The organism is Actinomycetota bacterium, from assembly GCA_018830725.1.
Classification (GTDB): Bacteria; Actinomycetota; Humimicrobiia; order JAHJRV01; family JAHJRV01; genus JAHJRV01.
In genome coordinates, this window is the sequence record JAHJRV010000154.1 from 1 (window position 1) to 9873 (window position 9873).

At 32.0% G+C, this 9873-nt stretch carries 7 protein-coding genes; 1 reads left to right on the forward strand and 6 read right to left on the reverse strand.

What is annotated here, in order from left to right:
- From KKC53_06860 to KKC53_06870, 3 genes are all read right to left on the reverse strand, one after another.
- On the reverse strand, window positions 1-138 hold a 138-nt coding region (locus KKC53_06860; protein MBU2598866.1), incomplete at its 3' end, for a translation initiation factor IF-1.
- A 30-nt stretch (window positions 139-168) separates the two neighbouring features.
- Window positions 169-1998: a hypothetical protein gene (locus tag KKC53_06865; protein MBU2598867.1), complete on the reverse strand. Its 1830-nt coding sequence runs from the start codon at window positions 1996-1998 to the stop codon at window positions 169-171.
- A gap of 26 nt (window positions 1999-2024) precedes the next feature.
- A complete protein-coding gene (locus KKC53_06870; GenBank protein ID MBU2598868.1) occupies window positions 2025-3266 on the reverse strand; it encodes a rod shape-determining protein in 1242 nt (413 codons plus the stop codon).
- 208 nt (window positions 3267-3474) lie between these two features.
- Between KKC53_06870 and KKC53_06875 the strand changes: the two genes are divergently transcribed.
- Window positions 3475-4743 (forward strand): hypothetical protein, encoded by a 1269-nt coding sequence (locus KKC53_06875; GenBank protein MBU2598869.1) that lies wholly within the window; start codon window positions 3475-3477, stop codon window positions 4741-4743.
- Window positions 4744-4816: 73 nt separating this feature from the next.
- On the opposite strand, the gene KKC53_06880 is transcribed toward KKC53_06875, so the two are convergent.
- From KKC53_06880 to KKC53_06890, 3 genes are all read right to left on the reverse strand, one after another.
- Window positions 4817-6559, reverse strand: a complete 1743-nt coding sequence (locus KKC53_06880; protein MBU2598870.1) for an alanine--tRNA ligase — start codon at window positions 6557-6559, stop codon at window positions 4817-4819.
- A gap of 5 nt (window positions 6560-6564) precedes the next feature.
- Window positions 6565-8430: a hypothetical protein gene (locus tag KKC53_06885; GenBank protein ID MBU2598871.1), complete on the reverse strand. Its 1866-nt coding sequence runs from the start codon at window positions 8428-8430 to the stop codon at window positions 6565-6567.
- 6 nt (window positions 8431-8436) lie between these two features.
- The coding region (locus KKC53_06890) for a type IV secretion system DNA-binding domain-containing protein (GenBank protein MBU2598872.1) at window positions 8437-9873 on the reverse strand (1437 nt) is incomplete at its 5' end.

Below are 9873 nucleotides of genomic sequence, written 5' to 3' on the forward strand. Positions count from 1 at the left end.
AATATGATGAATACGCATTTTACCTGAAAGACGAGCTAAAACTTCTTTGTCATCGGATAATTTAACCTTAAAAGTAAGACTTGGAAGGCTTTCTAATATAGTGCCTTCTTGAATATTTTTTTCTTGAGGAGATTGTATCACCTTTGTATGTTAAACGATAAATAAAAACTAGTCAAGTAAATCAATAGTTATATCAATCTTTTCTTTCTGTTTTGGTATATGATTAACCCAGAAAGGCCAAAAACTAACTTTTGATTCTTGTATCTTGATTTGATTTGATAAATACTTTCTAACTTCTATTTCATTTAAACCAGCTAAATCTTCTTTTAGTGAAATTGTATCTATCTTCCAAGCAACATTTTCCTCAACTTTTAAGTCAAATAAAATTTCACCATTTTTATCATCAATAACTGGTTCTCCCCATTTAATTTTCTGAGTTTTTGAAATAGGTTCTTTTCCTTCAGGAATCATAGATATAACATTTAAATCAATTAAATTCTTTATATCTTTTTCTTTAAAAAGCAATGCCTTAACAATAGCCTTTATTTCTAAAGTAAAAGTATCTGTTTTAGCTTCTTCTTTAACAGTAGAAATAATAACAATATCTTCGGTTAAAGAACTCTCTATTATCTTTAAATCAGTTGGAATTTGATCTTCAAAAGCTTGTTTAACTTCATTTCTTACTTCCTCAGATAAGCTTTCTTTAGCGTTTTTAAGATCTTCAGAAGAAACAACTTTTATTTTACCTATAGAACCACCCGTCATAGGCGATTTTGATTGAGCATAAAATCCAGCATATTTAGCTATTCCTTTAAATCCAGGAATAGTAAAATCAGATGATTCAATATTATAACTCTCGCCAGATTCATCAGCAAAAACTTCCACTTCTATACTGCTTGCAATAATTTTGCCTTCACTGATTTTTGCACCAGGAATAGTAATTCTATCTGGAATCCTAAAAATTTTTCCATTAGAAGATTCAAATCTAGTAGTTGCGTCTAGAACCTGAGGACTTGAACTATATTCATTATAAACAGTGATAAATCCTCTAGCTTTTTCATTTAGTTGTTTTTCTCCGGTGGATTCAAATTCTTTACTTGCTGTTTTGCTTACTTCAATTTCTTGAATAGGAATTTTATTTAAACTAATATCAACTTGTGAAATTTCTTTAGAACCAACGACAGATAAGTCAAAATTCATATTTTCATATTTAGGATAAACAACAACTTCAGCTTTAGGTAGAACTAAATAACCGACTAAACTAGCTATTAAAAACGCTATAATTACAAAAATGATTAAAAACTTAGCCCATTTAAAAGATTTTGTAGAAATATAATCTTCTGAAATATGATCTTCTATTCTTTCATTTTCATTATTTAAAAAAACATCTTGTTTAGGTTTTTGACTTATTTTTATTTTTTCTTTCTTAATTATTTTTTGTTCTGGTTTTCTTTTAAAAAAATTACGTTCTAAAAAACTAGATTGAACATTCCTTGTAGGATTAATAATATCAGCCATTCTTTTTCTTGATTCTTCAGATTTTGAACTAGCTAAAATAATATTTTCTTCTTTTGTTTTTTCTTCGGGCTTTAATTCATCAACTAGAAAATCAATCATATCCCTATTCTCTTCTTGTTCTGCTTCGCCCGCCATAGCCTTTGGCGCAGGCTGGGGTTCTTCTACTATTTCTAATTCTTCATCTTCATCTAATTCTCCATTGTCTTCTTCCCTAATCGTTTCTACTGGAAAATCAGCTTCTTTCTTAACAGAAAAACCTATTTTTTCAGCCATTTCCGCACCTAAATCATCTGAAACAATTAAATTAACTTCCTTTTCTAAATTATCAGCTTCTCTTTTAAGTAATTTTAAATTAATTGAACTTTGCCAAATTTGTGCTCCTGAAGGGATAAATAAATTAATATTATTTCCTTTTGAATTAATAAGCTTATCAATAACCGAAATTATTTCTTCGTCTTGTTCAAGATAAATGTTTTTCATAAATTATATAAAAATTTAATTTATTATTACCTCATCATCCTTATGGCTCTACGGAAAATAGGAGGCATAATTTTTTTCTCATCAGAAACTATTTCTAAAGCTAATCCTGCTAGAGCTAATGGTGTAATAATTTCTGGACCTTTTAATATGTTTGTTCCATCAACAATATTATTAATATGCTTAGACCTTATAAAGCTTGTTTGCAATGGCTGATTGAAAGAAAATTTATCAAGCCATTTCTTTTTAACACTTTCTCTATTTAAAATATTTTTAATATCAGGCAACAAACTGCCTCCTCCGCATAAAAGAATTAGAGATGGGAAAGGTTCTTTTTGACTAAATTCATCTAAAACTAATTCAACTCCGCTAAGCCAAATCTCAACATCTCTTTTAAGAATATCTCTAATCTTTCTTTGAACACTTTGACTTGTCTTTTTATAAGCATGTTTAATTTTTAATTCTTCAGCTTCTTCAAAATCAAGATTAAGGGATTGTGCTAACCGTTTACTAAATGACCTACCAGCTAAAGATAAACTTTTTATTCCTTCTATCTTTCCTTGTCTAACTAAAGCAATATCAGTACTTCCTCCCCCGATATCAATAAAAATTGCTCCTGATACAGGATTAAATCCTGATGATTTTGTTAAGGCGTATGACTCAGCTGCAATGGAAAGTAATTCTAATCCAAGTTTTGAAGCAATATTTTCTAAAGCACGTAAATGAACTAAAGGCGCATAAATATTAAAAACACTTAAAAAAATTTCATTCCCTTGAAAACCTAAAGGATTGGTTACTTTATAACCATCTATCTTTATTTCTGTAAGTAAAGCATTAATTGGTTTAATATCAATCTCTGGTCTACATGTTTCCCATGCAAGCTGACTACGCATCTTATTAAATGCTTTGTGCTGAATCTTTTGAACAATATTTTGAATTTCTGCTGAATCAATATCTTTTTCTGGTTCACTTCTTTTGCAAACAAAATTAGTTGTAGCACCCTTAATAAATTCTCCAGCAACTCCAATAACAACTCTTTTAGGTTTTACTCGTGCAATTTTATATGCAGTATCAATTGCTTTTCTGCAAGTACTTACAACTCCATCAATATCAGCTACTGCTCCAGCAAGCATATTCCCAGCTAATTGTCTTTCACGTCCATATCCAATAACTAATCCTTTTTTTTCTTCTTCATTATCCTTATCAGATTTTTTTCCTACTTTTAAAATAAGAGCTTTAACAAACTCTGTTCCAATGTCCAGAGCCAGCAAATAGTCCTCCTTAATTTTGGATTTCTTTCTTAAAGACCATTTCATTTCTTTTATTTTACAATAATTTCGAACAACTAGCAAATAATGAATGGGGATATGTTTTATTGGATTATTTATCTTGACAAATAATATATTAAGTGTAGTATTTTATTAAATTACCTATTAGGTATTTTTTTGTTGCTTTAATAATTAAATAAGAGAAAAGGAGGTGAAAAAAGGTATTGTCTGCAATTTAACTAATAACACTTTTACGGAGGAAAGTAAGATGAAAAAGCTTTTTATCATTTTGACAGCATTGCTTTTGATGGTTGTTTTCACGGCGCCAGCCATGGCCAAGTTTGAAATCGGAGGAATCGTCTTTACCGATTTCTATTATCTCAACAGAGATAAAGAGAATGCTCGAGACTGGGGATTAGGAAACGGAACATCTTCGTATAATGTAACTGCCATCCAGGTGCCGAATATAAGTCGACTTCATGTGAAATGGACCAACGAAGATAACGTCGGCATGTATATTGAACTTGGGCTTGGGCAGGAATACGGCTCCGTGGAATGGGCTTGGAGTGATCGGGTGGAAGTCCGCCATGCCTATGGCTGGTGGGATATAAGTCCTGATTTACAAATTATGGCGGGTAAAACCACAACACCACTCTCACCCCTGAATCCTTCACAGATGTTAGGTACAAGATCCGGCAGTTATAATATTATTGGGGCTGGATACGGCGACCTTTATCCAAGCAGGATTCCCCAGGTAAGAGGAACCTATAAATTCAGCAAGAGTGTAAAGCTTGCCTTGGCTCTGGTTGACCCAACTGCCGTAGCTGACGTAGTTGGAGACCGAGGTCCTTGGGCCTGGGGAGTGGAATATTCAACCAAAATTCCCAGAGTTGATATTGGGGTACCGATAAAGCTAGATTGGATTAACCTTTATCCTAGCTTTATGTGGCAAAGAAGGACTGTCGACATCATTAGGCAGTCAGAATACGCAAAAAAATATGGCTATCCTAACGACGACGAAATGACAACATACGTTGCCTCTCTGGGATTCAAGACTGGTTGGGGTCAATTGGGATTCTCTGCGGAGGGCAACTGGGGCAAAAATTGGGGAAATGCCGGAGGGTTTATGGGCTACAGTTATCCAGCAATCTTTTCCAGCGCTGGATATAAAGACAACAAAATTAATGATGCAGAAACCTATAGCTTCTGGGCCGATCTGTCATATAAGCTTGGCCCCGTCACTCCCCACTTAATATATGGGGAGATGAATACGAAAAATTCTTATGGCCAATTGGACTTTGATACAAAATCTTCAATGTATGGTATCAGTTGTCCAATTCAATTGGCCAAGGGTTTTTCAATAAGACCCGAAGTTATGTTCTATGATGAGGGAAAAGTGAATGTCAGCGGTGAATTCTCGGAGGACTACAATGCCGGCAAATATATGATCGCCGGCGTTCAGTTCCAAATCACCTTCTAGCGCGACTAACGCGCGAACAAAAAAAAGGCCGGAAGCAATTAAGCTCCGGCCTTTTCTATTTGATAAAATTATTTTATTTTTCTAAAATAGCTTTAATACGACGAACTCCAGCAGAACTAGATTGTTCTTTAGTTATTTTAAAATGTCCAAGTTCTCCAGTACTTTCAGCATGAGGCCCAGCGCATATTTCCTGACTGAAATCGGCAATAGTATAAACTTTTACCTTTTCTCCATATTTAGATTCAAATACTCCCATTGCTCCTTGTTTTTTTGCTTCATCTAAAGTCATTTCTTCGCAATTAACATTTAAATTGTTTTTAATTACTTCATTAACTATTTTCTCGACTTCTTGTTTTTGTTGATCAGTTAATTTTTCAGAATGCGAAAAATCAAAACGTAAACGTTCTGCTGTAATATTACTTCCTCTTTGAATTACATGATCTCCTAAAACTTTTCTAAGTGATGCTAATAATAAATGAGCTGCCGTATGAAGTTTTTTTGTTTCTTCGCTTGTATCCGCTAAACCACTTTTAAATTTACCAGCGCTGGCTGTTCTAGAAAGTTCTTGATGTTTCTTCATTTGTTCGTTAAATTTCTCTATATCTATCTCTTTTCCTTTTTCTTTTGCTAATTCCTGAGTCATTTCAATTGGAAAACCATAAGTTGTAAACAAAACAAAAGCATCTGTACCTTTTTCAAATTCTCTCAATCCTCTCTCTAATGTTTTTTTAAATTTCTGTTCTTCTTCATTTAAATTATTTAAAATAAATTCTTTGTTATTTTCTAATTCAGAATAAACTTCCTTGTAATCATTAATCACTACTTCAGCTATTTCTTTAGTCCATAATTCTTTTTCTATGCCAAGTTGTCGCCCGTATCTAATTGCTCTTCTAATTAAACGACGAACTATATATCCCTGATCAAGATTAGAAGGAGTAATTCCCTTATTATCTCCCATAATAAATGTTACAGCTTTAATATGATCTGCAATAATCCTCATACTTCTAGTAATCTCTTTTGATTCTTCATATTTCTTACCTGATAATTCTTCAATTTTATAAATTAAATTAATAAACAGTTCTGTCTTGTAATTATCATCCAATCCATTTAAAACTGCTAAAGTTCTTTCTAATCCCATACCAGTATCAACATTTTTTTGTTTTAAAGGTTTAAACTTTCCATCAACTGTCTTACTATATTCCATAAAAACATCATTCCATATTTCAACCCAACGCTTATCTTCAGAATCAAATTCTTTTGGAGCTGGCTCTTTATCATCAATCCAATAAAACATTTCTGTATCAGATCCACAAGGACCAGTTTGTCCAGCTGGACCCCACCAATTATCTTTTTTACCTAATTTAGCAATTCTTTCTTCTGAAATGCCTAATGATTTCCAAATATCAATTGATTCTTGGTCTAAAGGTGCATCATCATCACCTTTAAAAACAGATACAGCAAATCTATCAATTGGAATTTTAAGTTCTTTTATTAAAAATTCAAAACTCCATTCAATAGCTTCTTTTTTAAAATAATCACCTAAAGACCAATTCCCGAGCATTTCAAAAAAAGTATGATGATAAGCATTTCCAACTTCATCAATATCAATTGTTCTAATGCATTTCTGAACGCTTGCCAGACGATTTCCTTGAGGATGTTTTTCTCCCATTAAATAAGGGACTAAAGGATGCATACCTGCGGATATAAAGAGAGTTGTTGGATCATTTTCAGGAATCAAAGAAGCGCTAGGTATAATAGCGTGTTCTTTTGATTTAAAAAAGTTTAAATATTTTTCTCTTATTTCTTGAGCAGTCATAAATTTTACCCCACCTCCTTATTGTAGCACTTCTCGCAATAAACAATCTCTTTTCTATCTGGTGAGTATGTTGTTTGGAAGGTAGTATTACATCCTTTCTTCATGCATTTCCTTTTCCAGAGTTTTAAAGGATTTCTTTGTTTAATTCTTTCTCTATGTCTACAATCAGGACATAAATGAGGAAGAGGAAGATTCATCTTTTTATAGAACTTTAGTTCTTGAGGAATGATTCTAAAGACACTACTACCTGCACAAGATGTATTTTCCTCTGTCATCTTTATTTCTCCCTCTGTCATCCCCAATTCTCCCTCTGTCATCCCCAACTTGATTGGGGATCCAGAAAGTTTTTGTATTCGCTGGATTCCCGCTTTCGCGGGAATGACACCAGTGGCGGGAATGACAGATGCGGGGCGAGAATGACAAGCATTTTCACATGCTATTACTTCTTTGAGTATTGTCTCATCTACATCTTTGATGTTATCTGGTAGATTAGATGCTTTGATGGTTGGTTTGTATTCACTCTTTGGTTTATCATACCAATTATATCCCTGTTTTATTGCTTCTTCTTTTGTTAAAGGGAAGTATTCATTAGCTATTGTTTCATTGTAGCCAAATGGTGATAGTTCTGGAGGAAAGAACTCTCCATATCTATAGATTCTTCCTTTCTTATCTGTATATGGCATATCATTCATATGTTTCTTTATCTTTGTCCTGAGCTTGTCGAAGGATTCTTTGGTATATTGTTTGTTTAAGATACAGTACTGTTTATGACGTAGACCTACGCATGCGAAGAGGTTGGAGGAGGAATGGCAATTAATGGAGTATTGAATATCATGCGAACTTATAATAGTTTCCGAAAATAAAACATTTTTACAGGAACCAACTTCAATTCCTTCATAAACTAATTCAGAATTAGTTCCTGCATCATAAATATCATAACTATCTTTTAAATTAAATAAACCTATAAAAATATTTTTACATCCCAATGTTTCAGAAATATCAAAACAATTGAAACAATTTTTTGAATTGGATATATTATTACCACTGACATTATGAGATTTATTAATCTCTGCAAACTTAATAGGGAATTTAATTTTAAATTTATTAAATTCTTTCTTTATTTTATTAAAATTATTAAAACTGCCTAGGCTATATTCTTTAATTTTTTCTTCATATTCTTCTTTTGAATATGGCTTATTAAAGATATAATACTTCTTATGTCTTAAATTCACACATCCAAAACAATTTTGACAGTTACGACAATTATATAAAAAAGCAGAGTTCATGCAATTATCTACATATTGACTAAAAAATAAATTATAACAATTACTACAATTTATACATTCATAACAAAGCTCTCCTTTTATTAACCATACAGCATCAAAACAATCTTTAGAATGTGCAGCAGTTGTAAAAAAACAATTTTCACAGGAGCTACATAAAGATAAATAACAATTCTTAGAATTAATTGCTAATTTACAATAATCACAATCAATTGAATTAATACTAAGATTATGAGGCCTTGGAACTAATTTTGAAAAATTATAAAATTGTTCAAAAAAAGATTTATTAAAATCATATTCCTGACCATATTCCATTGAATCCCATTTATCTGAAGACCAAATTTTTTGATCATAAACTTTAAGAGAATTGTCTGGATTATAAAGAGATATTATTGTCTTATCAGAAAAATCACATTTTCTTTTATAAAGCTTAATCTCATTCCTAAAATTTATTCTCCTCTTCATCCTACACTCAGGACAAAAAGTAGGCTCTGGTACATCTATCTTTTTATAGAATTCAAAATCTTCAGGTTCTATAATGAATTCAATATTACAATTTTGACAAGTTTTTGTCTTAGATTGAGTCATAATTAATTAAACTAATGGTTCTGATTCTTTAGACTCTTCTGATTCTTTAGTTTTTTTTGTCATCTCTTCAACTTCTCTTGTTTCTTTTATTCTTTCTTCTTCTTCTAACCTTTTATTAACCTCTTCTAAAGAAAGTGCATATTCATTTCTACTGTTTTCAATAATCTCATCCTTATATGACTCATGATTTGGTGGTAAAATTTTAAGCGTTTCAGCAGAAAAAGGATCAAATGTTTCGCCATCAATAGCCATTTTTATATAAAATTCCCTGATTCCTAAATTAATCATATCCTCTGCTTGAAAAACAGGTGCCATTTCAGCTGCTAATTTTATAGCATCATCTCCACCAACTCTAAAAGTAACTATTGTCCCAATATTCCCTAAAACAGTAGCTAAAACCTGAGGCAATAATTGAGCCATATACTGATGAGCAACTGTGATACAAAGTCCATATTTTCTTGATTCAGTAAAAAGATTTTCAAAAGTTGTTGTAACTAAATTCTGAAACTCATCAACGTATAAATAAAAATCTTTTCTATCTGCTTCTTTCATTGATGCTCTAGCCATACCTGATTGATAAAGCTTGGTAATAAACATTGAACCGAAAAAACTGCTATTTTCTTCGCCTAACTTTCCTTTGGACAAAGAAATTAAAAGTATTTTCTGGTCATTCATAATCTTTCCTAAATCAATTTTATTCTCTTTTTGTCCAAAAATATTTCTAAGCAAAGGATTGGAAAGAAACTGACTTAATTTATTAACCAAAGGAATAATTGCCTCAGTGTCAAACTTCTCTGACCAGTCAGCAAATTCTACTGCCCAAAATCTTTTGACCATATCATCTTCAATATAATCAACAACTCTTTGACGATAATTTCTATCCGTGAGCATGGAAATCATTCCTCTCATAGTTGCTTCAGGATAATCAAGCAAAGCCAAAGTAGTAAATCTAAAAACATGCTCTAAGCGAGGCGTCCAATTAGCTCCAAATTGTTTTTCTAAAACTTCAAGCAGTCCTTGAGTAACCTGATGTTTTAATTCAGGATCAATATTAGAAAGAGGATTAAAAGAAACAGGATATTGCGTATCAGAAGGGTCTATTAAAATAACATCTTTTATTCTTTCTTTAGGGATAAAAGCTAAAATATCTTCAATAAAGTCACCATGTGGGTCTATTAAGCAAACTCCATGACCATGAGCAATATCTTGCCGAATTATTAATTCCATTAGTTTGCTTTTCCCTACTCCGCTTTTCCCAACTAAATAAAGATGTTTTCTCCTATCTGCTCTTTTGATGCCGAAAATAAATTTCTTTTCTTCTAAGGCGGCTTCATAATTTGTCCGTCCAAAAAAAGAACACTCTTTAGCATTTATTTTGCCATAAATTGGCAGTTCTGGAGGAGGAGGTGCATATTTAATTTTACGAATCTTATCTCTTGTCAT

Bases quoted from the DNA above. Each gene is read 5' to 3' on its own strand.
- KKC53_06865 (MBU2598867.1), bottom strand. From the start codon at position 1,998: ATGAAAAACATTTATCTTGAACAAGACGAAGAAATAATTTCGGTTATT.
- KKC53_06880 (MBU2598870.1), bottom strand. From the start codon at position 6,559: ATGACTGCTCAAGAAATAAGAGAAAAATATTTAAACTTTTTTAAATCA.
- KKC53_06885 (MBU2598871.1), bottom strand. From the start codon at position 8,430: ATGACTCAATCTAAGACAAAAACTTGTCAAAATTGTAATATTGAATTC.